The following is a 25,064-nucleotide window of genomic DNA, read 5'->3' as shown; positions in this document are numbered from 1 at the left end:
ACAATCGAGGAAGCGATTGAAGCATCCACTGCATTTCCACCTATTTTGAGTATTTTTAATGCTTCCTCTGTAGCTAAAGGATGTGAAGTTGCAGCCATTGCATTTGAAGAGCGTGCATCTTTATCTTTTGTTGACTGATTATTCATAGTACAGATTAATTCTCAAAAATTTATAAATGATTACTAAAGTAAATAAAAGCATTATCATATTTTGTGTTTTCGCTTTTGGATTTTTACTATCTAATCTGGTTAGATCTATAACTGCAACTTTAACTCCTGTTCTAACCTCCGAGTTTGATCTAACTGCAGGAAATTTGGGATTATTGGCAGGGGGCTACTTTATTGGTTTTTCGATAATGCAAATACCTGTAGGGCTTTTATTAGATAAAATTGGTCCAAAAAAGGTAATTGGTTGTTTTTTAATGATAGCATTGATTGGAACAATATCATTTGCACTCGCAAAAAGTTTTACTGGATTATTTATATCCAGAGTATTTATTGGTGTAGGGGTTAGTGCTTGCATGATGGGACCCCTTACTGGATATAGAGTATGGTTTGCAGAGAAATACCAACAGAGAGCAAATTCTTGGATGTTGATGGTAGCAAATATTGGATTTGTGTCGTCAACTTTACCGGTTCAAATACTATTACCGTATATTGGATGGAGATGGATCTTTATTTTAATAGCTATACTCATTTTATTAAGCATAATATTAATTTTTTTGTTTATTCCTAATTGGGACCGAAAAGAAAATACCCCAATAAAATCTGAGAAAGAGTCATTAAGACAAATATGGAAAAATAAATTTTTTATAAGCATGATTCCTCTGGCATTTATTAATTATGGAGGTATTCAAGCAATTCAAACTTTATGGGCTGGTCCATGGATGTTAAATATTTCAGGTTACACACCCCTTCAAAGTGCTACTGGTTTATTTTGGATAAATATTACTATGTTAATTTCATATTTTATTTGGGGATATATTTTACCAAAAATTTCAGAATACGGTATTAGCAGTATTAAAATAATTAAATTGGGCCTGCCAATTAGTTACTTTTCGTTATTCCTTATTATTTATCTTGGTAATAATGCAGGAGCATTTTTATTTACTTTATACATAATGACATCAATTGTTATTTCTTTAACTCAGCCAGCAATTGCGCTAAACTTTTCAAAAAATCTAGCCGGCAAATCTCTTACTTCATTCAATGTATTTCTTTTTTCTGGAACTTTTTTTGTTCAGTGGGGCATAGGATTAGTTATTGATTTATGTAATAATAAAGGATTTGATATCTTAAGTAGTTATAGAATTTCATTTTCACTTTTTTTGTTTCTATGTGTATTAAGTTATATTTTCTTTATCTATTTAAATAAAAATGAAAATTAATACAAAAATGACATTAACCAATATATTTTTATTTATATTTGCAATATATAATTTAATTTGTATTTTTCTTTTCTTTTATCAAAGAAATTTAATGTACCATCCTGATGAGAATAATTATTTCGGAGATAATTTAGAGGTTAAAATTGAAAAAGTAAGTATACAAACAACAGACAATATTAATCTTTTAGGCTGGTTTCATAATAAAAATTTAAAAAGTTATAAAACAATAGTTTATTTTCATGGAAATGCAGGGACACTTGAAAACAGAATCCATAAATTAAATCATTTTAAAGACATGGATGTTAATTTTTTAATTATTGCATGGAGGGGGTTTAGTGGAAATAAAGGAAAACCAAGTGAGGAAGGTCTTTATATAGATGGTGCTAGTGCAATAAACTGGCTAAAAGAAAAAGGTCTGAAAGAAGAAGATATAATTATTTATGGAGAGTCATTAGGAACTGGAATTGCTACTGAAATTACTCAGAATAAAAATTTTGCAGGATTAATCTTAGAAACGCCCTTCACATCAATGATTGAGGCTGCAAAAAATTTTTATCCATATATTCCAGTAGGTTTAATTTTAAAAGATAAGTATGAAAATAATGAAAAAATTAAAAATATTAATATTCCAGTATTAGTAATGCATGGCGAGGCTGACCAAATAGTTCCATTTTGGATGGGTAAAAAAATTTTTAATTTAGCAAGTGAACCTAAATATTCATATTTTACAAAATATGACGATCATATGATGGAATATGATGATAAACTTGTATTAGCTCTCAAATCGTTTATTGATAGTTTAAATTAAGCCATAATCTAAACAAAGATAATTCAAATTTTTTTTTTAAGTTAATTTATGAAAAATTTTTTCTTATTTTTTATTGTTCTTTTTTCTTTAAATAATTTATCAAATGCCAAAGAAAATTTAGCATCTGTAGACAGCCTTTTTCATATTGATCAAATGAATTCACACGATGAAAATTTTGCATTATATTTTAAAACCCGTGAAAAAGCTGTATTAGCTCGAGGAGAAAATTCAAATTATATTAATGATTTTCCAAAAGATCTTTATATTTATAACTATAAAACGAAAGAGTCCTTGCCATTGATTTCTTATGAATGGTTTCCCAAAACTGCAAAATATTATTTACAGGAATATGATTTTCCAGTTTTTCCAGATGACTTTGCATATTATCTTTTAAAAGATAATAAAACTTTAGTGATGATTAGTGCTGTAAAAAGTTTAAAAGCTAATTTTAAATTTGATATAATTGAGAAAAAACTAGAGCTTTATCCTGTAAATGGAAAATTTGATTTTATTATTTCTTCGATAGCAAAAAATTGTGGACATTATGAATTTAAAGAACACTACAAATGTAGTTTTTATAAACCTTTAATTTCAAGTACCTTAATTAATTAATTTGAGTAAATGCCTCTGCGAATTTTTCGGCCTCAAAAATTTGTAAATCATCTTCTTTTTCACCTAATCCAAGTGCAATAATTGGTAGTTTATATTTTTTAGCAACAGCTAAAAGAATACCTCCTTTTGCTGTGCCATCTAATTTTGTCATAATAAGACCAGTTATCGGAATAATTTTGTTAAATTCTTCAACTTGATTAATTACATTTTGGCCAGAAGTTGCATCCAAAACTAAAATAACATCATGTGGAGCATCAGGATCAATTTTTTTAGCAACGTTTGCAATTTTTTTATATTCTTCCATCAAATTTTTTTTATTTTGTAGTCTTCCAGCTGTATCAATTAAAACTTGGTTAAAATTATTGTTTAATGCTTCTTCAACAGCCTTATAAGCGACTGATGCAGGATCAGAACCTTGAGATGATTTTGTAATTTGAACATCAACTTTGTTTGCCCAATTTTCTAGTTGTTCTATAGCTGCTGCTCTAAAAGTATCTGATGCAGCTAGCATTACCTTGTTTCCATTACCCTTTAATATTTTGCTTATTTTTCCAATAGTAGTTGTCTTTCCAACACCATTGACACCTGAAATTAATGTTGCATTTAATTTTTCTTTTTTTTTGAAGAATTCAATATTTTCTAAAGGTTTCATAATTGAAATAATATAATTTTTTAAAATATTATTTATTTCGTCGGTTAAATCTTTATTGGGATCAATTTTTGTTTGAGAAATTATTTCTCTTATTTCTGAAGCCGAAACAATACCAACATCTGATTGAATTAAGTAATCTTCAATTTTGTCTAGTGTTTTGTCATCAATCTCTTTTTTTACAACTATATCTCTTAAACCTGTTGTAAAAGCTGAGGCACTTTTTTTAAAACCTGATTTAAATTTTTCAAAAATTCCCATTAAATTTTAAAATTTATCTCCTCAATATCTGAAACTGGTCCTTTCATATGAATACTATTGTTTTCATCAATTGAAATTGTCAATCTACCTGTAGAAAATTCAATATCCACTTTATCATTTACCAGTCCGTTTTGTTTTGCAGCAAAAGCTGTTGCGCAAGCTGCAGTTCCACAAGCTTTGGTAAGTCCAGCTCCTCTTTCCCACACTCTAACTTTTATCAATTCTTTATTAACAACAGTTGCTAAAGTAACATTACATTTTTCTGGAAATAGTGAGTGGGTTTCAATCTTTGGTCCAATTTTTTCAATTTCAAAATTTTCGTTACTATCAACAAAAAAAACTACATGTGGGTTTCCAACATTTACAGCAGTTCCACCAGAAAATTCGTTATTATTTTTGTCATTAATTTTAATTCCTAAATTATTCGTATTTAATTCTTTAGACAACGGAATCTCATCCCATTTTGTTTTTGCAACACCTATTTCTGTAGAAACCATTTTTTCTCCAACAATATTTGATTTTAATTTGCCAGATAAAGTTGTTAGGACAATTTCTTTTTTGTTATTTTCCTTGCCTAATAAATCAGCAATACATCGTGTACCATTTCCGCACGCACCAGACATTCCTCCATCTGAATTATAAAATTCTAGTGAAGCATCTGAAATATCATTTTTTTTAACCAATATTAGTTGGTCACAACCAATAAATTTTCTGTCACAAATCTTTATTATTTGCTCTTTCGTCAGATTTGTAATTGTTTGTCTATTATCTATAATGACAAAATCATTACCTAAACCGTCCATTTTAAAAGCTTTAATATCCATATATAGATATTTAACTTATTTATTGACTTTTTGAACCTCTATTATAGGTTGATGCCGTTTCCGCAAAAACATTAACTTTGCGGTGTCTTTGGAAACAAAGAGATCGACACTAGTCAGCGAGGGTTCGCCCACTAGTGCGTTACTGCTATGCGTAATAAATATGTTTGAAAATTTAACAAATAAATTTGAAGAAATTTTTTCTTCTCTGAAAAAGGCACCTTCGCTTGATGAAGCTCAAGTAGATGAAGGTTTAAGAGGCATTAGGCAAGCCCTACTTGAAGCAGATGTCTCTTTGGATGTTGCAAAAGATTTTATTGAAAAAGTTAAGCCAAAAGCATTAGGCCAAGAGATAATAAGGTCTACCTCTCCTGGGGATATGGTTGTTAAAATTGTTTATGATGAGCTTGTAGACTTACTAGGTGCAACAAATAATGAGATAAACTTAAACGCAGTACCGCCAGTGCCAATGATGTTAGTTGGGTTACAAGGTTCTGGAAAAACAACAACAACAGCAAAATTAGCAAAATTTTTAGAAAATAATAAAAAGAAAAAAGTAATGATGGTCAGTCTAGATATCTACAGACCAGCTGCACAAGAACAACTTAGATTTTTAGGAGAACAAAATAATATTTTAACTTTACCTATTATAGAAGGTCAGCAACCTGCTGATATTTGCAGAAGAGCAATAAGTGCCGCTAATTTAAATGGAGCTGAAATAATCTTATTTGATACAGCTGGTAGAACCCAAATCGATTTACAAATGATGAGTGAGATTAAGCAAATTGAAGCTGTCATTAATCCAACAGAAACTTTCTTAGTTGCAGACTCTTTAACAGGTCAAGTTGCAGCCTCAGTGGCAAAAGAATTTAAAAATACAGTTAATTTATCTGGAATTATTTTAACTAGGGCTGATGGTGATGCAAGAGGTGGTGCCGCAGTGAGTATGAAATATGTTTCAAACGTTCCAATTAAATTTTTAGGGATAGGAGAAAAAATAGATAATCTTGAAGTATTCCATCCAGATAGAATTGCAAACAGAATACTAGGTATGGGGGATATTGTATCCCTTGTAGAAAAGGCGGCCCAAGATTTAGGAGAAGAAAATCTTAAAAAAGCAGAGGAAAATTTAAAAAAAGGTCAATTCTCTATGGAAGATTATTTATCTCAATTAAGACAAATGAAAAAAATGGGTGGCATTGAGGGAATTATGTCTTTTATGCCTGGAGTTTCTAAAATTAAATCTCAAATGGACTCAGCGGGAATTGATGAAAGTATAATTACTAAAAATGAAGCTGTTATTTTATCAATGACAAAAAAAGAAAGAGAGAACCCAAAAATAATTGATGGTTCTAGAAAAAAAAGAATTGCTAATGGCTCTGGCACCGATCCGGCCACTATCAATAAATTGCTTAAGCAATTTAAAATGATGTCTGAAATGATGAAAAAGATGTCAAAAGGAAATCTGAAAGGTATGTCTGATAAAGGTATACCGCCAGAGCTATTTAACCAATTAAAGTAAAAAAGGAGAAGAAATGTTAAAATTAAGATTATCAAGAGGTGGAACAAGAAAACGTCCTGTTTATAAGGTTGTTGTTGCCGACAGTCGTTTTGCAAGAGATGGAAGATTTATAGAAAAGGTTGGTTTTTTTAATCCTCTATTACCAAAAGAGAAAAAAGAAAGGGTGGGCCTAGAAGCTGAGAGAATTAAATATTGGCTTGGTCAAGGAGCTCAACCAACAACTAGAGTAGCAAGAATTTTAGGTGAGAACGAACTAATGCCTATGCCTGCAAATGGAAATAATCCAAATAAAGCAGTGCCAAAAAAAGAGAGAAATAAAAAAGAAGAGGATAATAAAGAAGCTCCAAAAGCAGAAGCAGCTCCAAAAGCAGAAGCAGCTCCAGCAGAGGAAGCTACTAAAGAAGAAGCTCCAAAAGCAGAAGCAGCTCCAGCAGAGGAAAAAAAATAATTTAAAGATTATTTATGTGGCAAGCTCAAGTGTTTACACTTTATCCAGAGGTTTTTCCTGGTCCTTTATCTAAAGGACTTTATGGAAAAGCTTTATCAAATAATTTATGGAAACTTAAAGTTGTAAATATAAGAGATGCAGCTGATGATAAACATAAAACAGTAGATGATACACCTTATGGGGGTGGTTCAGGGATGTTGTTAAAAGCAGATGTTCTTGCAAAATCTTTAGATGAAAACAAAAATGAGAGTGAGAGAATTTTATATTTATCACCAAAAGGAAAAAAATTTGATCAAAATTTAGCAAAAGAGCTTGCTAATGAAAAATCTCTGTCTTTAATTTGTGGTCATTTTGAAGGTGTGGACGAAAGAATACTTTCAACAAGAAATATTGAGGAAATTAGTATTGGAGATTATGTTTTGTCAGGCGGAGAGTCAGCTGCATATGTAGTTATAGATAGTATTTTAAGATTGCTGCCAGGTGTATTAGGAAATGAAAACTCTAAATTAGATGAAACCTTTGAAAATGGACTTCTAGAGTACCCTCAGTATACAAAACCTCAAATTTGGGAGGAAAAAGCTGTGCCAGACGTGTTATTATCAGGTGATCATAATAAAATTAAACACTGGCGTTTATCTCAATCTGAGGCTATAACACGCGTCCGAAGACCAGATTTATGGGAAAAATATAAGAAGAATTAACTTGATAAATATTAACATGAAAACAATTGAAGAAATAAACCAGCATAACGTTAACAAAATTCTTTCAGAGAAAAAAATTCCAGTATTTTATCCTGGAGATGTTGTTAAAGTTGGTGTGAGAATTACCGAGGGTAAAAAAGAAAGAATTCAATATTTTGAGGGAGTATGTATTGCTAAAAAAAGCAGAGACCTAAACTCATCTTTTACAATAAGAAAAATTTCTTTTGGAGAGGGTGTTGAGAGAACTTTCCCATTATTTGGAACTTTAATTGACTCAATTAAGGTTATTAGATCTGGTAAAGTAAGAAGAGCAAAACTTTATTATCTAAGAGACAGAACTGGTAAATCAGCAAGGATTGCAGAAAAAATTAGAAAAAAAATTGGTATTGATATCGAGGCAAAACCAGAAACAGTTACTGAGGAAAATGTAGCTCCTGCAGTTGAAGCAACTAAAGAAGAAGCTTCTAAAGCAGAAGTAGCGCCAGTAGTAGAGGCTCCTAAAGCAGAAGCGGCACCTAAAGAAGAGGCAGCTCCAGCAGCAGAGGCACCTAAAGAAGAACAAAAATCAGAAAGCTCTACAGAAAAAAAATAATTTTTTTTTCAATGTCTACAACATTATACGATAAAATTTGGAACGATCATCTAGTTGACCAACAAGATGATGGCACATCTTTACTTTTTGTAGATAGACATTTAATTCATGAGGTGACAAGCCCCCAAGCTTTTGAAGGATTAAGAAATTCTAACAGAAAAGTTAGACATCCAAATTTAACTTTAGCAGTTGCAGATCATAATGTCCCAACAACTGACAGATCAAAAGGTATTTCAGATGAAGAGTCAAAAATTCAAGTAGATACTTTAGAGGCAAATTGTAAAGAATTCGGTGTTCAGTTATTTGGTATGGATGATAAGAGGCAAGGTATCGTTCATATTATAGGACCTGAACAAGGTTTTACTCAACCAGGTACAGTTATTGTTTGTGGAGATAGTCATACTGCAACGCATGGAGCATTTGGTGCTTTAGCATTTGGAATAGGAACTTCAGAAGTTGAACATGTTTTAGCAACTCAAACACTAGTTCAGAAGAAAGCTAAAAATTTTAGAATTAATGTTAACGGTGAACTTCCTATAGGAGTTACTTCTAAAGATGTAATACTTCAAATAATTGGAAAAATAGGTACAGCAGGTGGAACAGGATCTGTTGTGGAATATGCTGGAGATTTAATAAGATCTTTAAGTGTTGAGCAAAGAATGACTATTTGCAATATGACAATTGAAGGTGGTGCAAGAGCAGGATTAATTGCACCAGATGAAAAAATTTTTGAATATTTAAAAGGAAAACCAATGTCACCAAAAAGTGAAAATTGGGATAAAGCTTTGAACTATTGGGAAACTTTAAAAACAGACTCTGATGCTAGTTTTGATAAAGAAATTAGCCTTAATGCAAATGAAATTTTACCTATGATTACATGGGGTACGTCACCACAAGATGTAATAACAATTGATGGAAAAGTTCCAAATCCAAATAATGAGACTGATGAAGATAAAAAAAATTCAATTGAAAGAGCTTTAAAGTATATGGGTTTAAAACCTGACATGGCAGCCACAGATATAAAAATAGATAAAGTATTTATTGGTAGTTGTACTAATGGTAGAATAGAAGATTTGAGAGAAGCAGCAAAAATCGTAAAAGATAAAAAAGTATCATCGCATGTTAATGCTATAGTAGTTCCAGGCTCAGGCTTAGTTAAAGAACAAGCAGAGCAAGAAGGACTAGATAAAATTTTTGTTAGCTCAGGGTTTGAATGGAGAGAACCAGGTTGCTCTATGTGTTTAGCGATGAATGCCGATAAATTAAAACCAGAAGAAAGATGCGCCTCTACATCAAATAGAAATTTTGAGGGAAGACAAGGTAGAGGTGGTAGAACCCATCTAGTTAGTCCAGGAATGGCTGCAGCAGCTGCAATTTCAGGTAATTTAGATGATGTCAGAAAGTATCAAAATTAAATGCAAAAATTTAATAAATTAAAAAGTATCCCAGCTTATTTACCAATTGTAAATATTGATACAGATATGATAATTCCAAAGCAGTTTTTAAAAACAATCAAAAGAACTGGTCTAGGAAAAAATTTATTTTTTGAAATGAGATATGATGATCAAGGTAAAGAAATAAATGATTTTGTGTTAAACAAAGATCCATTTAATCAATCTAAAATTTTAATTGCTGGGAAAAATTTTGGATGTGGTTCATCAAGAGAACATGCTCCTTGGGCTTTATTAGATTTTGGAATTACTTGTGTGATAAGTTCAAGTTATGCAGATATTTTTTTTAGTAATTGTTTTAAAAATGGAATTTTGCCTATAATCCTTGAAGAAGAAAAAATAAAAGAGCTATCTGAATACGCAAATAGACAAGAAGAAATTTCTATTGATTTGCAAGAGGAAAAAATAGTTTACGGAAATAATGAGCTAAAATTTGAAGTTGATCCATTTAAGAAAAAATGTTTGTTAGAAGGGCTTGATGATATCGCTTTATCACTAAAAAAATCAGAAAAAATAGAAAAGTTTGAAACAAATTTAAAAAACGAAAAGCCTTGGGTATTTAATGATTAAAGTAAAAAAAAGAAAAATACTTTTACTTCCTGGTGATGGTATTGGTCCGGAGGTAATAACCGAGGTAAAAAAAATCATTAACTGGTTTAATGATAAAAAATCTTTAGATTTTGAAATTGATCAGGAGCTAGTTGGTGGTTGTTCTTATGATAAACATGGCACCCCAATCACTGATGAGGTTTTTTATAAAGCACTAGAAAGTGAAGTAATTATGCTTGGAGCAGTTGGTGGTCCTACATGGGATAACCTAGAATTTTCCAAAAAACCAGAAAGAGCATTATTAAAACTTAGGAAAGAATTAAAGCTTTTTGCAAACTTAAGGCCTGCAATTTGTTTTAAACAATTAGTCGATGCTTCAACCCTTAAGCCAGAGGTAGTTTCAGGACTAGATATAATGATAGTAAGAGAGTTAACGGGAGGAATATATTTTGGTGAACCTAGAGGAATAAAGCCAATTGAAAATGGTGAAAGAAAAGGAATTAATACTCATACATATACAACTAGTGAAATTACAAGAGTAGCTAGAGTTGCTTTTGATTTAGCAAGAAAAAGATCAAACAAAGTTACATCATGTGAAAAGTCAAATGTAATGGAAGCCGGACAATTGTGGAAAGAAGAAGTTAAAGAACTTCATGAAAAAGAATACAAAGATGTAGAGTTAAGCCATATGTTAGCAGATAACTGCGCAATGCAACTTTTAAGAAACCCAAAGCAATTTGATGTAATTGTAACCGATAATTTATTTGGGGATATGCTGTCTGATCAAGCTTCGATGTTAACTGGATCTTTAGGTCTTTTGCCGTCAGCGTCTTTGGGTGCAAAAAATAAAGATGGTGAGATGAGAGCAATGTATGAGCCAATACATGGATCGGCTCCTGATATAGCTGGACAAGGTATTGCAAATCCAATAGCTTCTATTTTAAGTTTTGCTATGGCTTTAAGATACTCTTTAGATCTTGATAAAGAAGCAGATGTTTTAGAAAAGGCAGTTCAAGATGTTCTAAATGATGGATTAAGAACAAAAGACATAATGTCAGAAGGCATGAAAGAAACGTCTACTTCAGCAATGGGTGATGCGATAATTTCAAAATTGCAATAAAACTAGAATTATTTTAAGGTTTAAATATGCCAAGTTATACAGCTCCAGTAAAAGACATGATGTTTCTCTTTGAAAAATTAAGAGACAACAAAAATTATAATGAACTTGAAAAATATAATGAAGTTAGTTCAGATTTAGTGAAAGATATTCTAGAGGAAGCAGCCAAGATAAATCAAAATTTAATTTTACCTCTTGCTAAATCAGGAGATGAAAATCCAGCAGTTTTAGAAAATGGTGTTGTAAGAACACCCCCAGGCTACAAAGAAGCGTATCAAAAGTATATTGAGGATGGTTGGACTTCATTGTCTTGTGATCCAAAATATGGAGGTCAAGGAATGCCAAAAACAGTAAGTGCATTTTTTGATGAAATGCTATCTTCAGCAAGCTTATCATTTAAATTATATAGTGAACTAAGTATTGGTGCTTATAATTGTATCAATCATCATGCATCTGATGAAATTAAAAATAAATATTTACCAAAGATTGTAGAAGGTAAGTGGAGTGGTACAATGTGTTTAACAGAACCAGTCTGTGGTACCGACCTTGGCTTGTTAAAAACTAAAGCAATTAAACAATCAGATAATACTTATAAAATCAGTGGTCAAAAAATATTCATAACTTCAGGAGACCATGATTTAACCGAAAATATTATTCACTTAGTTTTGGCAAGATCACCAGACTCTCCATCTGGTACTAAGGGAATTAGTTTATTTTTAGTTCCAAAATATATTGTGAACCAGGATGGTAGTATTGGTCCAAGAAATGGAATTTCAACTGGATCAATTGAGAGTAAGATGGGTATTAAAGGTTCAGCAACTTGTGTTTTAAATTTTGATGATGCAACTGGTTACATGATTGGTAACAAAGATAAAGGTCTTAGTGCAATGTTCACAATGATGAATTTAGAGCGAATAGTTGTAGGCATTCAAGGTTTAGGTATTTCTGAAATTGCTTATCAAAATTCACTTTCTTACGCAAAAGAAAGAAAGCAAGGAAAAACAAATAATTCTAAATCTAATAATGGTGCAGATTTTATAATTGATCATGCAGACATTAGAAGAACTTTACTTAATATGAAATCAATAATTGAGGGTGAAAGAGCATTATGTTTTTGGCTTTCCCAACAAACAGAAGTAAGTCTTTATCATCCAGACGAAAAAATTAAACAAGCTGCTTTAGATTACGTTTCATTAATGACGCCTGTGGTTAAATCACTTTTTACAGATTTAGCTATGGAAATTACTAGCGATGCAATGCAGATACATGGAGGATACGGATATACTAAAGACCAAGGTATTGAGCAATTATATCGAGATAATCGTATTACCCCAATTTATGAAGGAACAAATTCCGTACAGGCTGCAGATTTAGTATTTAGAAAATTATCTAACAAAAAAGGCGATGTTATAAATAAGTTTTTAGAAATGATTAAATCTGAATGTGAGAGCAAAAATGAAAAAGTAAAAACATTTTCTAAAGAATTAAACCATTATTTAGATATTTTATCCAAATTCACAGATTGGATAAATGATAAAAATAAAATTGAAAAGGATGATGTTAGTGCTGCAGCAAATGATTATTTAAAAAGCTTAGGTTATGTTTCAATTGCTTATGCTTGGATTAAAATTTTAGAGGTTAGTTTTAATGATTTTAATACAAATAAAGAATTTTATAGTGATAAAATAAATACAGCTAAATTTTATTTTGATAAGGTATTACCTCGGGCTGAGTATCATTACAAATCTGCAATCTCAGGAAGCTCAAATATAATGAATTTTAAGTTTAATTAATGAGCCATTACGATACAAATTTAGATAAAAACAAAGCAAATCACGTACCCCTCACTCCCTTAACTTTTTTAAAAAGAGCAAAAGAAATTTACCCAAATTATGAGGCTATAATTTATGAAGAAAGAAATTATACCTGGGCTGAAGTTTATAAAAGAGTTGTAAAATTTGCTAGTGCATTGACAAAAATAGGTATTAAAAAAGGTGACACGGTTTCATTCTTAGCTTTCAATACGCCAGAGATTTTTGAAGCACACTACTCTGTACCTATGACTGGTGCAGTTCTTAATACTATAAATATAAGATTAGATGCCAAAACAATTTCCTATATTTTAGATCATAGCGAAGCAAAAGTCTTAGTTGTGGATAGACAACTTCATGGAGAAGTAAAAAAAGCATTAAAAAATCTTAATAAAAAAATAATTATCATTGATATAAACGATAAATATGCTGACCAATCAAAATTGGAAAAAATTGGTGATTTAGAATATGAAAGTTTTTTAAATACAGGTGACGAAAATTACCAATGGCAAATGCCCGAAGATGAGTGGCAAGCTATATCACTAAGTTATACATCAGGTACTACAGGAAATCCCAAAGGTGTTGTCTATCATCATAGGGGAGCATATTTAATGTCTACAGGAAGCTCAGTTGCTTGGAATATGCCAAATAGATTAAATTTTTTAACAGTTGTTCCAATGTTCCATTGCAATGGCTGGTGTTATCCATGGACTGTGCCGATGCTAAACGGAAGAACAATATGTTTAAGAAATATAGATATTAAAAAAATTTTTGAACTTATTGATAAATATGAAATCACTCATTTTGGTGGCGCTCCAATAGTATTGAATATGATTACTGGAGCCCCAGAAAGTGATAAGAAAAAATTAAAACAAAAAGTTTATGTTTTAACTGCTGGTGCTCCTCCACCAAGTATAATTTTTAAAAAAATGAGAGCTCTCGGATTTGAAGTAATGCATGTATATGGTTTAACAGAAACCTATGGGCATGTAACTCAGTGTGCTTGGAATGATGAGTGGAATAATTTTGATGAAGAAAAACAAAACGAGATTAAAGCAAGACAAGGTGTAAAGTATCCTAATACGGAAGGTGTCGTTGTTTTAGACCCTGAGACAATGAAAGAAGTTCCTAGAGACGGAAAGACAATCGGTGAAATTATGATTAGAGGAAATGTCGTAATGAAGGGATATTTCAAAGATAAAGAGGCTACCGAAAAAGCCATGAAAGATGGTTGGTTTCACAGTGGTGATTTAGCTGTGATGCATTCTGATGGCTATATTAAAATACAAGATAGATCAAAAGATATAATTATTTCTGGAGGAGAAAATATTTCTTCAATTGAAATCGAAAATACTTTATCCAAACACCCATCTGTTTCGATTGCTGCGGTTGTTGCAAAACCAGACGAAAAATGGGGTGAAGTGCCATGTGCATTTATCGAAGCGGTTAAAGACAAACCAGTTAGCGAAAAAGAACTAATTGATTTTTGTAAAGAAACTTTAGCAGGCTTTAAAGTTCCAAAAAAGGTTGTTTTTTGTGAGTTACCAAAAACCTCAACAGGTAAAATACAAAAATTTGAACTGAGAAAACAAGTTTAGGTAACTTTTGATTTTTCAAATAGAAAATAAAAATATTCATGTATCAGATGCTGGACAGGGAATAGATTTAAATAAAGAAACAATTGTATTTCTTCATGGAAGTGGTCTTTCACATATAGTTTGGTCATTAACTGAACAATTTTTTTCTAACAAAAATTTTAATGTATTATCTATTGATTTACCTGGGCATGGTAATTCAGATGGACCCTGCTTAGATAGTATTGAAAAAATTGCTGATTGGTTAGAGCAAGTATTTGTAAAATTAAATTTAAAACAACTATTTATTGTTGGGCACTCTCAAGGATGTTTAGAGATACTTGAATATGCATCTAAATACAAAAAAAGATTAAAAAAATTAGTTTTTATTGGTGGTTCAAATAGAATGCCAGTTCATCCAGATCTAATCGATTTAGCAAAAAATGGAGATACTGATGCTGTTAAATTGATGATGAAGTGGGGTTATGAAGGTTCAAAAAAATTTATAGGAGGTAATCCAGTGGAAAGAATAATACAGTCACCAAGAGATATTAGAGAAATATTAGCAGTCGATTTAATTGCATGTAATAATTATACCAATGGTTCTGATGCTGCTAGATTAATAGACTGTCCCTCTTTGTTGATATTTGGATCATTAGACAAAATGGTAAATCTAGAGTCAGGTAAAAAGTTTTCTAGTTTCATTAAAAATTCAACAACACATATAATTGAGGGTTGTGGTCATATGATTATGATTGAAAAGGCGTTCGAAATGAGAGACAAGGTTTTAGAATTTTTAAAAAAATGAAAAGTTTTTCAATTGCAAAATCAAGAAGACTGAGAGGAACTCCTTATACCTCTAGAATAGAAAAACAAGGGGTTACGGCTTATACAATATATAATCATATGTTGCTTCCCGCAGCGTTTGGTTCAATTGAGGACTCATACCATCACTTAAAACAGTATGTTCAAATTTGGGATGTAGCTGCTGAAAGACAGGTGGAAATTTCTGGTAAAGACTCAGCGAAATTAGTTCAGTTGATGACTTGTAGAGATTTATCTAAATCGAAAGATGGAAGATGTTATTATTGTCCAATAATTGATGATAACGCAGGCCTGATTAATGATCCAGTTGTACTTAGATTGAATGAAAATAAATGGTGGGTTTCTCTTGCTGACTCAGATGTAATATTATTTGCAAAAGGGTTAGCTATTGGAAATAAATTTGACGTAAAGATTTTTGAACCTGATGTTGATATAATGGCTATACAAGGTCCAAAGTCATTTGAATTAATGGAAAAAGTTTTTGGAGATAAGATAGTTAATTTAAAATTCTTTGGTTTTGATTATTTCGAATTTGGTGGTGATAAACATTTAATTGCAAGATCTGGTTGGTCTAAACAAGGTGGTTACGAAATTTATGTTGAGCATACTGTTTCTGGATTAAAATTATATGATCATCTTTTTGAAATTGGAAAAGAATTTAATATCAAACCAGGTTGTCCAAATTTAATAGAACGTATTGAAAGTGGATTATTATCGTATGGAAATGATATCGATAATGGAGACAATCCATATGAATGTGGATTTGATAAATATATTAATATAGACAGCGAAGTTAATTTTTTAGGCAAAGAGAAATTAAAAAAAATTAAATCTGAAGGAATTGAAAAAAAATTAATGGGAGTAATGCTTGATATAGATAAAATAAGTATTACAGGATCATTAGACTTAAGTGATCAAGACAATAATATAATTGGAGAATTGAGATCAGCTTGCTATTCACCACATTTTAAAAAAGTAATCGGTATTGCTATGATGAAAAAATCGCATTGGAATATAGACCAGAACGTAAAAGCAAGCATAAATGGTGATATTTGCAGTGGTAAAGTTTGCGATTTACCTTTTATTTAGTATAACAACTTTAAAATGAACATAGCTATAGTAGGTGCAACAGGAAATGTTGGGAGGAAAACTCTTGAAGTATTTGATAAAAAAAACTTCAAGTTTGATAATCTATATTTAGTTGCCTCAGAAAAAAGTGCAGGAAAAAAAATCTCTTTTAGAGATAAAGAGTATGTTATTGAAAATTTAGAGACATATGATTTTTCAAAAGCAGATATAACTTTTTTTGCAGCAGGAGGAACAATTGCTGAAAAATTTGCAGAAAAGGCTGCCAAGCACACAATTGTAATAGATAATTCAAGTTTTTTTAGGATGGATCCAGATGTTCCATTGATCGTTCCACAAGTGAATGCATCCGAAATTAAAAATATGAAAAAAAATATTATTGCCAATCCAAATTGTTCTACAGCACAACTTGTTATAGCACTTAAACCACTACATAATTTATTTAAAATTAAAAGAGTTGTAGTTTCAACTTACCAATCTGTTTCAGGTGGTGGCAAAAGTCCAATGGACGAATTAATTGATCAAACTAAACAATATTTAGATGGAAAAAAAATAGAGTCAAAAAATTTTACTAAACAAATCGCTTTTAATGTTATTCCACATATCGATGTTTTTGCTGATGATGGATATACAAAAGAAGAGTTAAAAATGACAAATGAAACAAAAAAAATCTTAGATGATTCAATTGAACTTACAGCTACATGTGTGAGAATTCCTGTTTTAGTATCTCATTCGGAGTCTGTAAATATAGAATTTGAAAAACCATATACTTTAGAAAAAGTGAGAGATGTTTTAAGTAAAGCAGATGGTTGTGAGGTTATCGATAGAAGAGAAAATGGAGGTTATAGCACACCATTTGAAGCAGCAGGAAGTGATGAGACATTTATATCTAGAATTAGGGAAGACAAAACAAAAAAAAATTCATTAAATTTGTGGATTGTGTCAGACAACCTATTGAGAGGTGCTGCGCTTAATTCAGTTGAAATTGCTGAAACAGTTATTAATTCAAAATAATATATGGAAAACAGACCTTTATCACCACACATACAGATATATAAATGGCATATTTCTTCATTAGTATCTATTTCACATAGAATTACAGGAATAATTAATTTTTTTGCAATTACATTAATTTGTATTTGGTTTGCATTAATGCTTCTAGGAGAAAGTAATTATCAAATTATAAAAATTTTTTTAGAAACTTTTTTAGGTAAATTTATTTTAATTGGAATAACCTGGTCATTTAGTTTTCAAATGTTAAGTGAAATAAGACACTTAATTATGGATTTGGGCTATGGATTTGAATTACAAACAACAAGAATTACAGGTTTGCTAGTTATTTTTGGCTCGATTATTTTAACTATCCTAATTTATATAATTGGCAGAGGATTAATATAATGCTGCCAGTAACAAAAAAATGGTTATTCTTAAAAATTAGTTCTGCAATCTTATTACCTTTAATGCTTTGGTTTATTATAAACTTAGTGAATATTTATGATAAAAGTTATTTGGAAATAGTGAATTTTTTAACAACACAACCATCTAAATTCTTAATTGGGTTATTTTTAGTTATTGCTTATTTTTTTTCAGCTTTAACTATAAGTGAGGTTTTTGAAGACTATATTAACGATAAAAAAATCAAAAATGCCGCAAACAAAGTCCTAAATTTTTTTGCTATAACAATCCCAGTAATTACAATAATTGTAATTTTAAACTTAAATACATGAAAGCATATAATATTATAGACCATGAGTACGATGTTGTTGTACTTGGTGCAGGTGGATCAGGTTTGAGAGCGGCAGTAGGGCTTAGTGAGGCTGGCTTAAAAACAGCATGTATCTCAAAAGTATTTCCTACCAGAAGTCATACATCAGCTGCACAAGGTGGAATATCAGCAGCACTAGGAAACATGGGGGAAGATGATTGGAGATGGCACATGTATGACACTGTCAAAGGTGCAGATTGGTTAGGTGATCAAGATAGTATTGAATATCTGTGTAAAGAAGCACCTAAAGCAGTTTTAGAATTGGAGAAATATGGAGTTCCATTTAGTAGAACTGAAGAGGGAAAAATTTATCAAAGACCATTTGGTGGAATGACGAAAAATTATGGGAACGGAATAGTTCAAAGAACTTGTGCAGCAGCCGATAGAACAGGACATGCTATTTTACACACATTATATGGACAAGCGTTAAAGCATAATACAGAATTTTTTATAGAATATTTTGCATTAGATTTGTTGATGAAGAATGGAGAATGCAAAGGTCTAATTGCTTGGAATTTGAATGATGGAACAATTCATAGATTTAGAGCACATTCAGTAATTATTGCTACAGGTGGTTATGGAAAAGTTTATTATTCAGCAACATCAGCACACACTTGCACTGGTGATGGTAATGCAATGGTTTTAAGAGCTGGATTGCCGCTTCAGGATATGGAGTTTGTTCAATTTCACCCAACAGGAATTTATGGCCACGGTACCTTAATAACAGAAGGTGCGCGAGGAGAAGGGGGTTATCTTACAAATTCTAAAGGTGAAAGATTTATGGAAAGGTATGCTCCAAATGCAAAAGATTTAGCATCAAGAGATGTTGTTAGCAGATCAATGTCTATAGAGATTAATGAGGGAAGAGGTGTTGGAAAAGATCAAGATCATGTTCATTTGAACCTAAGTCACTTAGATAAAGATATTATTGAAAGCAGGCTTCCTGGAATTACCGATGCAGCAAGATTATTTGCAAATGTAGATGTAACTAAAGAACCAATCCCTGTTGTACCAACAGTTCATTATAATATGGGCGGCATTCCAACAAACTATAAAGCAGAAGTATTAACTGTAAATGGCTCAGAAAAAACTGTTCCAGGTCTAATGGCTATAGGAGAAGCGGCATGTGTCTCTGTTCACGGAGCAAATAGACTTGGTTCTAATTCTTTAATTGATTTAGTGGTATTTGGAAGAGCAGCAGCAAAAAGAGCAGCTGAATTAGTTAAGCCAGGAACACCTCATGAGGAAATTCCTGAGTCAGAAACACAAAAATGTTTAGATAGATTTGATAAACTTAGAAATGCACAAGGAAATAATAGTACTGCTGAACTTAGACTTTCAATGCAAAAAACGATGCAGTCGAAATGTGCAGTTTTTAGAACAGAAAAAAATCTTAAAGAAGGTGTTGATGAGATTAAAAAAACTTATGATGGCATGGACTCAATTTCAGTTAAAGATAGATCTTTAGTATTTAATACTGATTTAGTTGAAACATTAGAATTTGATAATTTAATAAGACAAGCAGTAACTACTGTAGAGTCTGCATATCATAGAAAAGAGAGCAGAGGTGCTCACGCGAGAGATGACTATCCAAAAAGAGATGACGAAAACTTTATGCAACATACTCTTGCTTGGTGTGATGGGAAAAATACAAAGATAAGTTACAGAGAAGTACACAAATCAACTTTAACAAACGAAGTTCAATATTTTCCACCACAAGAGCGAGTATATTAATGGCTCAGCTAAGCTTACCTAAAAATTCAGAGGTTAAAAAAGGCAAATATTTTAAAGACAAAACTGGATCTAAAAATTTAAGAAAAGTAAATATTTATAGATGGGATCCATCGACAGATGAAAATCCTAGAATTGATACATACGAAGTTGATATGGATAATTGCCCATCTAAGGTACTGGATATTCTAAATAAAATTAAAAACGAAATTGATCCGACATTGGCCTATAGAAGGTCTTGTGCTCATGGTGTTTGTGGCTCTTGTGCTATGAATATGGGAGGAAAAAATGGCTTGGCTTGTACAACTCCACATGCAGAGATAGATGGTGACATCGATATTTATCCTCTACCTCATTTAAAAGTTAAAAGAGATTTGATCGGCGATTTAGATGGCTTATATAAACAATATCAATCTATTGAACCTTGGTTAAAAAATAACTCAACAAAACAGTCAACAGAAATTTATCAGTCTAAAGAAGATAGAGCAAAACTTGATGGTGCTTATGAATGCATTATGTGTGCCTGTTGTTCTACATCTTGCCCAAGTTATTGGTGGAATGGAGATAAATATTTAGGTCCTGCAGTTCTGCTACAGGCCTATAGATGGATTATTGATAGTAGAGATGAAGAGAGAAAAGCTAGATTAAAAAAAGTTTCTGATGAATTAAAATTATATAGATGCCATACAATATTAAATTGTACAAATGCATGTCCTAAGGGCTTGAATCCAGCAAAAGCTATAGCTGAAATAAAAAAAATGTTAGCAACAGCTAATGTTTAAATAGACTATTCGATATTTTTGATCTAAAACACCGTATTCATGAAATTAATAGAACACTTCGTAAACGGTAAAATAATTCCGGGATCTTCAGATAAAAAAGGAAAAGTTTTTAATCCAGCAACTGGCGAACAAGAGTCAGAGGTAAGATTTGCTTCAAAATCTGATCTAGACAGTGCTGTTGAGGTAGCAAAAAAAGCATTTGAAAGTTGGTCTTTAAAACCTGCTCTACAAAGAGCTAGAATAATATTTAAATTTAAAGAATTAATTGAAAAAAATTCTGATGAATTAACGAAGTTAATAGTTTCAGAACATGGAAAAGTTTATGAAGATGCAAGAGGCTCTTTAACTAGAGGACTTGAGGTGGTAGAATTTGCTTGTGGAATACCACATTTATTAAAAGGTGAGTTTTCAGAAAATGTTGGAACCAATGTTGATAGTTGGTCAATCAGACAACCATTAGGAGTTGTTGCAGGTATTACACCTTTTAATTTTCCTGCTATGGTACCAATGTGGATGTTTCCAATAGCAATAGCTTGTGGAAACACTTTTATTCTTAAACCATCAGAAAAAGACCCTTCTTGCGCAATAAGATTAGCAGAATTACTTTCTGAGGCGGGTCTTCCAGAGGGAGTATTTAACGTAATAAATGGAGATAAAGAAGCTGTTGATGCAATTTTGGAAAACAAAGATATCAAAGCTGTTAGTTTCGTAGGATCTACTCCTATTGCAAAATATATTTATGAAAATTCAGCTAAAAATGAAAAAAGAGTTCAAGCTTTGGGTGGAGCAAAAAACCATTTAGTTGTTATGCCAGATTGTGATTTAGATGGTGCAGTAAATGGTTTAATGGGTGCTGCTTATGGTTCAGCTGGAGAAAGATGTATGGCTCAATCAGTTGCGGTTGCGGTTGGAGATATTGGTGACGAACTTGTATCAAGATTATCAAAAAAAGCTGAAGCTTTAAAAGTTGGTCCTGGAATGGATAAAGCATCAGAAATGGGACCTTTAGTTACAAAAGAACATTTAGAAAAAGTTACAAGTTACGTTGATTTAGGTGTCAAGGAAGGCGCAAAGCTAGTGGTTGATGGAAGAGGTTTAAAACTTCAAGGTTATGAAAATGGTTTCTATATAGGTGGATGCTTGTTTGATCATGTAAATAAAGATATGAGAATTTACAAAGAGGAAATATTTGGTCCAGTCTTATCAGTTGTTCGAGTAAAAACTTTTGAAGAAGCTGCAAAATTAATTAACGACCATGAATACGGAAATGGAGTTAGTATTTATACAAGAGACGGTGATGCAGGTAGAACTTTTGCAAGTAAAATTCAAGTAGGTATGGTTGGTATTAATGTGCCGATCCCAGTTCCAATGGCATTTCATAGTTTTGGTGGTTGGAAAAGATCATTATTTGGAGATAGTGGAATGCATGGTATGGAAGGAATAAAATTTTATACTAAACTTAAAACAGTAACATCCAGATGGCCTTCAGGTGTCCGATCAAATGCGGAATTTGTTATGCCAACAATGAAATAAAGGAAATAAATGACAAAAATATCTTTAATTGGTGCAGGCCAAATAGGTGGAACTCTTGCACATTTAATAGGAACAAAAGAATTAGTAAATGAAGTGGTTTTATTTGATGTAGCTAGTGGTATTGCAAAAGGAAAAGCATTAGATATTGCACAATCTTCATCTGTAGATGGTTTCAATGTTAGGTTTTCAGGAACTGATAACTATGAGGATATAAGAGATTCAGATGTAATTATAATTACAGCAGGTGTTCCAAGAAAACCTGGAATGAGCCGAGACGATCTTCTTGGAATTAATTTAAAAATTATTAAACAAGTTGCTGAGGGGGTAAAGAAAAATGCTCCTAACGCTTTTGTGATCTGTATTACCAATCCTTTAGACGTTATGGTTATGGCATTTCAAAAATTTTCAGGTTTGCCATCAAATAAAGTTGTTGGTATGGCAGGTATTTTAGATAGTTCGAGATTTAAATTATTTTTATCATTAGAACTTAATGTGCCAGTAAGAGAAATTGAGGCAATGGTTATGGGTGGTCATGGTGACACCATGGTTCCTATGCCAAGATTTACAAAAATTTCAGGTAAACCGTTGTTGGATCTTGTAAAGGATGGAAAGATTTCTTCAGAAAGAGTTGAGGAAATTAATCAAAGAACACGAGATGGTGGTGCGGAAATAGTTAAGTATTTAGAAAAAGGATCAGCCTTTTATGCGCCAGCAGCTTCAGGTGTTCAAATGGCAGAAGCATATTTAAATGATCAGAAAAAATTATTACCCTGCGCTGTACAATTAAATGGAGAATATGGTGTGAAAAATGTTTATGCAGGTGTTCCTGTTGTCATTGGAAAAGATGGTGTAGAAAAAATTGAAGAGATTGATTTAGATGAAAAAGAAAAAAAAGAATTTATGCATTCAATAGATGCTGTAAAAGCTTTATGGGAAGCTGCATATAAAATAGATCCTGATTTATCTAAATAATAATGAATATTCACGAGCATCAAGCTAAACAAATATTAAAAAAATATGGAGCTGTAGTTCCAGAAGGAGTATTTGCGCTTAATGTTGATGAACTTATTCAAAAAGCAAAAGCACTCAAAACTGAGAAATATGTGCTTAAAGCACAAATCCATGCTGGAGGTAGAGGAAAAGCTGGTGGTGTAAAAATTTTAAACTCTATTGAGGAACTAACAGTAGCAGCTAAAGAATTACTTGGAAAAACACTAGTTACTCATCAAACTGGCCCTGAAGGTAGAGCGGTAAAAAGATTATACGTAGAAGAATCATCAAATATAGATAAAGAATTTTACTTATCGTGCCTGGTTGATAGGGCAAGTTCTAAAATTGCATTTATATCAAGTGACCAAGGAGGGATGGACATTGAAGAAGTTGCAAGCAGTTCACCTGAAAAAATTATAACTACAAAAGTTGATATGGGTGATGAAATTTCTGATTCAGATTGTGAAAAAATAATTAATATTTTTAATTTAAATGAAGACGTAAAAAAACAAGCAATAACATTAATTAAATCAATATATAAAATGTTTGTAGGTACTGACGCAAACATGGTTGAAGTAAATCCATTAATTTTGACAAAAGAGGAAAAAATTGTTTGTTTAGATGCAAAAGTTAATTTTGACTCTAACGCTTTATTCAGGCATCCAGAAATTGTTGAATTAAGAGATTTAAACGAGGAAGATCCTACCGAGATAGAAGCTAGTAAGCATGATCTTGCATATATCAAGCTAGATGGAAGTATTGGCTGTATGGTAAATGGAGCAGGATTAGCAATGGCAACTATGGATATAATTAAATTGTATGGTAAAGAGCCAGCAAATTTTTTAGATGTAGGCGGTGGCGCATCCAAAGAAAAAGTATCTGCTGCATTAAAAATAATTCTCTCAGATAGAAATGTTAAAGGTATTTTGATTAATATTTTTGGAGGAATAATGAGATGTGATGTCCTTGCCCAAGGAGTAGTTGATGCAGCTAAAGAAATTAATATTAGTGTACCTTTGGTTGTAAGATTAGCAGGTACAAATTTCAAGGAGGGAAAAGAAATTCTTGATAATTCTGGATTAAAATTAATTTCTGCAGAAAATTTAGATGATGCTGCTAAGAAAATTGTTGAGGCGATAAAATAAAATGTCGGTTTTGGTAAATAAAAATACTAAAGTAATTTGTCAGGGATTTACTGGCTCACACGGAACATTTCATTCAGAGCAGGCTATAAAATATGGAACCAATCTTGTTGGTGGAGTTACGCCAAAGAAAGGTGGACAAAAACATTTAGACAGACCAGTTTTTAATAGCGTTTTAGAGGCAAAAAATGAAGTAGGAGCGGATGCAACTATGATTTATGTACCTGCTAAATTTGCAGCAGCAGCAATCATTGAAGCTATTGATGCATCAGTTGAACTAATTGTTTGTATAACAGAGGGTATTCCAATTCAGGATATGCTTAAGGTCAGACAAAAATTAAGTGGATCTAGTAGCAGATTAATTGGACCTAATTGTCCAGGAATAATCACACCAGATGAATGTAAAATTGGGATTATGCCGGGAAGTATTCACAAAAGAGGAAGTGTTGGAATTGTATCAAGGTCAGGAACATTGACATATGAAGCAGTAGCCCAAACAACTGAAAATGGACTTGGTCAATCAACTTGTATTGGTATTGGTGGTGATCCTATTAATGGAACAAATTTTATAGATTGTTTAGATTTATTTTTAAATGACTCTGAAACAGAATCTATTTTAATGATAGGTGAAATTGGTGGAACAGCTGAAGAAGAAGCGGCTGAATTTATAAAAAATCATAAGATCAAAAAACCAATTGTTGGATTTATTGCTGGAATTACTGCTCCTCCAGGAAGGAGAATGGGGCATGCTGGTGCCATTATATCAGGTGGCAAGGGTGGAGCTGAAGATAAAATAAAAAAAATGGAAGAATGTGGTATTACAGTTGCCAAATCACCATCAATTATTGGAAAAACTTTATTTGATAAACTGTCTAATTGAAAAAAAATATTAGAGGGATATATTTAA

At 31.7% G+C, this 25,064-nt stretch carries 25 protein-coding genes; 23 read left to right on the top strand and 2 right to left on the bottom strand.

What is annotated here, in order from left to right:
• The first annotated feature begins 175 nt into the window (after positions 1–175).
• Genes AMO08_RS02180 through AMO08_RS02170 form a run of 3 tightly spaced genes read left to right on the top strand, consistent with a single transcriptional unit; the run spans position 176 to position 2,807 of the window.
• On the top strand, positions 176–1,387 hold the full coding sequence (locus AMO08_RS02180; protein WP_075484729.1) for an MFS transporter: 1,212 nt from the start codon (positions 176–178) through the stop codon (positions 1,385–1,387).
• Positions 1,377–2,195, top strand: a complete 819-nt coding sequence (locus AMO08_RS02175) for an alpha/beta hydrolase (protein WP_256997637.1) — start codon at positions 1,377–1,379, stop codon at positions 2,193–2,195. Before AMO08_RS02180 ends, AMO08_RS02175 begins: the two co-directional genes overlap by 11 nt.
• A gap of 48 nt (positions 2,196–2,243) precedes the next feature.
• A complete protein-coding gene (locus tag AMO08_RS02170) occupies positions 2,244–2,807 on the top strand; it encodes a hypothetical protein (protein WP_075484728.1) in 564 nt (187 codons plus the stop codon).
• On the opposite strand, the gene ftsY is transcribed toward AMO08_RS02170, so the two are convergent.
• Both ftsY and dapF read right to left on the bottom strand, forming a co-directional pair.
• Entirely contained in the window at positions 2,800–3,717 is a 918-nt protein-coding gene (gene ftsY / locus AMO08_RS02165; RefSeq protein ID WP_075484726.1) for a signal recognition particle-docking protein FtsY, read from the bottom strand. The genes AMO08_RS02170 and ftsY overlap by 8 nt on opposite strands.
• Positions 3,717–4,541: a diaminopimelate epimerase gene (gene dapF / locus AMO08_RS02160; protein ID WP_075484724.1), complete on the bottom strand. Its 825-nt coding sequence runs from the start codon at positions 4,539–4,541 to the stop codon at positions 3,717–3,719. Before dapF ends, ftsY begins: the two co-directional genes overlap by 1 nt.
• Before the next feature lie 160 nt (positions 4,542–4,701).
• On the opposite strand from dapF, the gene ffh reads away from it, so the two are divergent.
• Genes ffh through sucD form a run of 20 tightly spaced genes read left to right on the top strand, consistent with a single transcriptional unit; the run spans position 4,702 to position 25,037 of the window.
• On the top strand, positions 4,702–6,060 hold the full coding sequence (gene ffh, locus AMO08_RS02155; protein ID WP_075484722.1) for a signal recognition particle protein: 1,359 nt from the start codon (positions 4,702–4,704) through the stop codon (positions 6,058–6,060).
• Positions 6,061–6,073: 13 nt separating this feature from the next.
• Positions 6,074–6,508: a 30S ribosomal protein S16 gene (gene rpsP, locus AMO08_RS05965; RefSeq protein WP_075484720.1), complete on the top strand. Its 435-nt coding sequence runs from the start codon at positions 6,074–6,076 to the stop codon at positions 6,506–6,508.
• Between the two features lie 14 nt (positions 6,509–6,522).
• Positions 6,523–7,209, top strand: coding sequence for a tRNA (guanosine(37)-N1)-methyltransferase TrmD (gene trmD / locus AMO08_RS02145; RefSeq protein ID WP_023854633.1), 687 nt, complete (start codon positions 6,523–6,525; stop codon positions 7,207–7,209).
• A 16-nt stretch (positions 7,210–7,225) separates the two neighbouring features.
• On the top strand, positions 7,226–7,801 hold the full coding sequence (gene rplS / locus AMO08_RS05985; protein ID WP_075484718.1) for a 50S ribosomal protein L19: 576 nt from the start codon (positions 7,226–7,228) through the stop codon (positions 7,799–7,801).
• Positions 7,802–7,812: 11 nt separating this feature from the next.
• Complete coding sequence (leuC, locus tag AMO08_RS02135) at positions 7,813–9,216, top strand: 3-isopropylmalate dehydratase large subunit (RefSeq protein WP_075484716.1); 1,404 nt, start codon at positions 7,813–7,815, stop codon at positions 9,214–9,216.
• Complete coding sequence (leuD, locus tag AMO08_RS02130; protein ID WP_023854636.1) at positions 9,217–9,822, top strand: 3-isopropylmalate dehydratase small subunit; 606 nt, start codon at positions 9,217–9,219, stop codon at positions 9,820–9,822.
• Positions 9,815–10,921 carry a 3-isopropylmalate dehydrogenase gene (gene leuB / locus AMO08_RS02125; RefSeq protein WP_075484714.1) on the top strand — a complete coding sequence of 369 codons (1,107 nt, stop codon included), beginning with the start codon at positions 9,815–9,817 and terminating at the stop codon, positions 10,919–10,921. Before leuD ends, leuB begins: the two co-directional genes overlap by 8 nt.
• 26 nt (positions 10,922–10,947) lie before the next feature.
• The gene (locus AMO08_RS02120; RefSeq protein ID WP_075484712.1) at positions 10,948–12,711 is read left to right on the top strand and encodes an acyl-CoA dehydrogenase family protein; all 1,764 of its coding nucleotides are present in this window, start codon (positions 10,948–10,950) and stop codon (positions 12,709–12,711) included.
• The gene (locus tag AMO08_RS02115) at positions 12,711–14,327 is read left to right on the top strand and encodes a long-chain-fatty-acid--CoA ligase (protein WP_075484710.1); all 1,617 of its coding nucleotides are present in this window, start codon (positions 12,711–12,713) and stop codon (positions 14,325–14,327) included. Before AMO08_RS02120 ends, AMO08_RS02115 begins: the two co-directional genes overlap by 1 nt.
• A 7-nt stretch (positions 14,328–14,334) precedes the next feature.
• Positions 14,335–15,111, top strand: coding sequence for an alpha/beta fold hydrolase (locus AMO08_RS02110; protein ID WP_075484708.1), 777 nt, complete (start codon positions 14,335–14,337; stop codon positions 15,109–15,111).
• Entirely contained in the window at positions 15,108–16,217 is a 1,110-nt protein-coding gene (locus AMO08_RS02105) for a dimethylsulfoniopropionate demethylase (protein ID WP_075484706.1), read from the top strand. The genes AMO08_RS02110 and AMO08_RS02105 overlap by 4 nt, the downstream gene beginning before the upstream one ends.
• A gap of 15 nt (positions 16,218–16,232) precedes the next feature.
• The gene (locus AMO08_RS02100; RefSeq protein ID WP_075484704.1) at positions 16,233–17,228 is read left to right on the top strand and encodes an aspartate-semialdehyde dehydrogenase; all 996 of its coding nucleotides are present in this window, start codon (positions 16,233–16,235) and stop codon (positions 17,226–17,228) included.
• A gap of 3 nt (positions 17,229–17,231) precedes the next feature.
• Positions 17,232–17,612, top strand: a complete 381-nt coding sequence (gene sdhC / locus AMO08_RS02095; protein WP_075484702.1) for a succinate dehydrogenase, cytochrome b556 subunit — start codon at positions 17,232–17,234, stop codon at positions 17,610–17,612.
• Positions 17,612–17,941, top strand: a complete 330-nt coding sequence (gene sdhD, locus AMO08_RS02090; RefSeq protein WP_075484699.1) for a succinate dehydrogenase, hydrophobic membrane anchor protein — start codon at positions 17,612–17,614, stop codon at positions 17,939–17,941. Before sdhC ends, sdhD begins: the two co-directional genes overlap by 1 nt.
• On the top strand, positions 17,938–19,713 hold the full coding sequence (gene sdhA, locus AMO08_RS02085; RefSeq protein ID WP_075484696.1) for a succinate dehydrogenase flavoprotein subunit: 1,776 nt from the start codon (positions 17,938–17,940) through the stop codon (positions 19,711–19,713). Before sdhD ends, sdhA begins: the two co-directional genes overlap by 4 nt.
• Positions 19,713–20,492, top strand: coding sequence for a succinate dehydrogenase iron-sulfur subunit (locus tag AMO08_RS02080; protein WP_075484694.1), 780 nt, complete (start codon positions 19,713–19,715; stop codon positions 20,490–20,492). The genes sdhA and AMO08_RS02080 overlap by 1 nt, the downstream gene beginning before the upstream one ends.
• 39 nt (positions 20,493–20,531) lie before the next feature.
• The gene (locus tag AMO08_RS02075) at positions 20,532–22,025 is read left to right on the top strand and encodes a CoA-acylating methylmalonate-semialdehyde dehydrogenase (RefSeq protein ID WP_075484692.1); all 1,494 of its coding nucleotides are present in this window, start codon (positions 20,532–20,534) and stop codon (positions 22,023–22,025) included.
• A 9-nt stretch (positions 22,026–22,034) separates the two neighbouring features.
• A complete protein-coding gene (gene mdh, locus AMO08_RS02070) occupies positions 22,035–22,997 on the top strand; it encodes a malate dehydrogenase (protein WP_075484690.1) in 963 nt (320 codons plus the stop codon).
• A gap of 2 nt (positions 22,998–22,999) precedes the next feature.
• Positions 23,000–24,160 (top strand): ADP-forming succinate--CoA ligase subunit beta, encoded by a 1,161-nt coding sequence (sucC, locus tag AMO08_RS02065; RefSeq protein WP_075484688.1) that lies wholly within the window; start codon positions 23,000–23,002, stop codon positions 24,158–24,160.
• Between the two features lies 1 nt (position 24,161).
• On the top strand, positions 24,162–25,037 hold the full coding sequence (gene sucD / locus AMO08_RS02060) for a succinate--CoA ligase subunit alpha (protein WP_075484687.1): 876 nt from the start codon (positions 24,162–24,164) through the stop codon (positions 25,035–25,037).
• Positions 25,038–25,064: the final 27 nt, after the last annotated feature.

It is taken from the genome of Candidatus Pelagibacter communis (genome assembly GCF_001180205.1).
In the GTDB taxonomy this organism is placed as follows: Bacteria; Pseudomonadota; Alphaproteobacteria; order Pelagibacterales; family Pelagibacteraceae; genus Pelagibacter; species Pelagibacter ubique_O.
The sequence above is the reverse complement of the archived record's forward strand: the minus strand, read 5'-3'. Positions and strand labels throughout refer to the sequence as shown.

Excerpts from the sequence above, each read along its gene's own strand:
- leuB (WP_075484714.1), top strand. The coding sequence starts at position 9,815 with ATGATTAAAGTAAAAAAAAGAAAAATACTTTTACTTCCTGGTGATGGT.
- trmD (WP_023854633.1), top strand. The coding sequence starts at position 6,523 with ATGTGGCAAGCTCAAGTGTTTACACTTTATCCAGAGGTTTTTCCTGGT.
- sucD (WP_075484687.1), top strand. The coding sequence starts at position 24,162 with ATGTCGGTTTTGGTAAATAAAAATACTAAAGTAATTTGTCAGGGATTT.
- AMO08_RS02080 (WP_075484694.1), top strand. The coding sequence starts at position 19,713 with ATGGCTCAGCTAAGCTTACCTAAAAATTCAGAGGTTAAAAAAGGCAAA.
- rplS (WP_075484718.1), top strand. The coding sequence starts at position 7,226 with ATGAAAACAATTGAAGAAATAAACCAGCATAACGTTAACAAAATTCTT.
- rpsP (WP_075484720.1), top strand. The coding sequence starts at position 6,074 with ATGTTAAAATTAAGATTATCAAGAGGTGGAACAAGAAAACGTCCTGTT.
- sucC (WP_075484688.1), top strand. The coding sequence starts at position 23,000 with ATGAATATTCACGAGCATCAAGCTAAACAAATATTAAAAAAATATGGA.
- sdhA (WP_075484696.1), top strand. The coding sequence starts at position 17,938 with ATGAAAGCATATAATATTATAGACCATGAGTACGATGTTGTTGTACTT.
- leuC (WP_075484716.1), top strand. The coding sequence starts at position 7,813 with ATGTCTACAACATTATACGATAAAATTTGGAACGATCATCTAGTTGAC.
- sdhD (WP_075484699.1), top strand. The coding sequence starts at position 17,612 with ATGCTGCCAGTAACAAAAAAATGGTTATTCTTAAAAATTAGTTCTGCA.
- ffh (WP_075484722.1), top strand. The coding sequence starts at position 4,702 with ATGTTTGAAAATTTAACAAATAAATTTGAAGAAATTTTTTCTTCTCTG.
- AMO08_RS02115 (WP_075484710.1), top strand. The coding sequence starts at position 12,711 with ATGAGCCATTACGATACAAATTTAGATAAAAACAAAGCAAATCACGTA.
- AMO08_RS02170 (WP_075484728.1), top strand. The coding sequence starts at position 2,244 with ATGAAAAATTTTTTCTTATTTTTTATTGTTCTTTTTTCTTTAAATAAT.
- AMO08_RS02105 (WP_075484706.1), top strand. The coding sequence starts at position 15,108 with ATGAAAAGTTTTTCAATTGCAAAATCAAGAAGACTGAGAGGAACTCCT.
- mdh (WP_075484690.1), top strand. The coding sequence starts at position 22,035 with ATGACAAAAATATCTTTAATTGGTGCAGGCCAAATAGGTGGAACTCTT.
- dapF (WP_075484724.1), bottom strand. The coding sequence starts at position 4,541 with ATGGATATTAAAGCTTTTAAAATGGACGGTTTAGGTAATGATTTTGTC.
- AMO08_RS02120 (WP_075484712.1), top strand. The coding sequence starts at position 10,948 with ATGCCAAGTTATACAGCTCCAGTAAAAGACATGATGTTTCTCTTTGAA.
- ftsY (WP_075484726.1), bottom strand. The coding sequence starts at position 3,717 with ATGGGAATTTTTGAAAAATTTAAATCAGGTTTTAAAAAAAGTGCCTCA.
- AMO08_RS02075 (WP_075484692.1), top strand. The coding sequence starts at position 20,532 with ATGAAATTAATAGAACACTTCGTAAACGGTAAAATAATTCCGGGATCT.
- AMO08_RS02180 (WP_075484729.1), top strand. The coding sequence starts at position 176 with ATGATTACTAAAGTAAATAAAAGCATTATCATATTTTGTGTTTTCGCT.
- sdhC (WP_075484702.1), top strand. The coding sequence starts at position 17,232 with ATGGAAAACAGACCTTTATCACCACACATACAGATATATAAATGGCAT.
- AMO08_RS02175 (WP_256997637.1), top strand. The coding sequence starts at position 1,377 with ATGAAAATTAATACAAAAATGACATTAACCAATATATTTTTATTTATA.
- leuD (WP_023854636.1), top strand. The coding sequence starts at position 9,217 with ATGCAAAAATTTAATAAATTAAAAAGTATCCCAGCTTATTTACCAATT.
- AMO08_RS02100 (WP_075484704.1), top strand. The coding sequence starts at position 16,233 with ATGAACATAGCTATAGTAGGTGCAACAGGAAATGTTGGGAGGAAAACT.